The 1,246-nt window shown below is 67.6% G+C and carries 1 protein-coding gene; it reads left to right on the top strand.

The window, feature by feature from the left end; all coding sequences use genetic code 11:
* A partial coding sequence (locus tag AB0I16_RS35795; protein ID WP_363253862.1) for a condensation domain-containing protein occupies window positions 1–1,246 on the top strand: 1,246 nt, incomplete at both ends.

Consider the following 1,246-nt stretch of genomic DNA (forward strand, 5'->3'; position numbering starts at 1 on the left):
ATGAGGTGCTGCGGACGGTGTTCGCGGTGGCCGACGGCGAGCCGTACCAGCGGATCCTTCCGGTGGAGGAGACCGGTTTCGAGCTGCCCGTCACCGAGGTGAGTGCGGGCGAGGTCGAGGGTGTCGTGGCGGAGGCGGCGCGCTGTGCCTTCGATCTGAGCGTTGAGATTCCGTTGCGGGCGCGGCTGTTCGCTGTGGGTCCGGATGAGCATGTGCTGGTTCTCGTGGTGCATCACATCGCCGGTGACGGCTGGTCGATGGGCCCGCTGGGGCGGGATCTGACGGCTGCGTACGCGGCGCGATGCGAGGGCCGGGCGCCGGAGTGGGATGCGCTGCCGGTGCAGTACGCGGACTACGCCTTGTGGCAGCGCGAACTGCTGGGCGCGGAGGACGATCCGGGGAGTGTGCTGTCGCGGCAGGTGGGTTTCTGGCGTGAGGCTCTGGCGGGGGTGCCGGAGGAGCTGGCGTTGCCGTATGACCGGACGCGTCCGGTGGAGGCTTCGCACGAGGGGCATGCGGTGCGGCTGGATGTGCCTGCTGACGTGCATGTTCGGCTGCGGGAGGTGGCGCGTGAGCATGGTGTGACGGTGTTCATGGTGTTGCAGGCAGCCCTTGCGGTGACGCTGTCGCGGGTGGGCGCGGGCAAGGACATCCCGATCGGTTCGGCGATAGCCGGCCGTACGGACGAGGCGCTGGACGACCTGGTCGGCTTCTTCGTGAACACCCTCGTCATACGCACCGACCTCTCCGGTGACCCCACGTTCTCCGAAGTCCTGGAGCGGGTCCGAGAGGCGAACTTCGACGCGCTCGCGCATCAGGACGTGCCGTTCGAGCGTCTGGTGGAGGAGCTGTCGCCGACTCGCTCGGCCGCCCGGCATCCACTGTTCCAGGTGATGTTGACCCTGCAGAACAACGAACAGGCAGTCCTTGATCTGCCTGGCATGGAAGTCGAGGGAATCACCACCCAGCAGCTGACAGGTCCCCGGACCACGAAGTTCGACCTGGACGTGATGGCGACCGAACTCTTCGACGCGGATGGTGCCCCGTCCGGCCTGACCGGTCGCCTCATCGTGGCTGCCGATGTGTTTGAGGCGGGGTGGGCTGGGCGGTTCGCGGAGTGGTTGGGGCGGGTTGTGGGGGTGGTGGTGGGGGCTCCGGGTGTTCGGGTGGGTGCGGTGGATGTGTTGGGTGTGGGTGAGCGGTCGTTGGTGTTGGAGGGGTGGAACGACACGGGTGTGGGTGTGGT

Origin of the sequence: Streptomyces sp. NPDC050703, from assembly GCF_040654435.1 — a bacterium.
Lineage (GTDB): Bacteria > Actinomycetota > Actinomycetes > Streptomycetales > Streptomycetaceae > Streptomyces.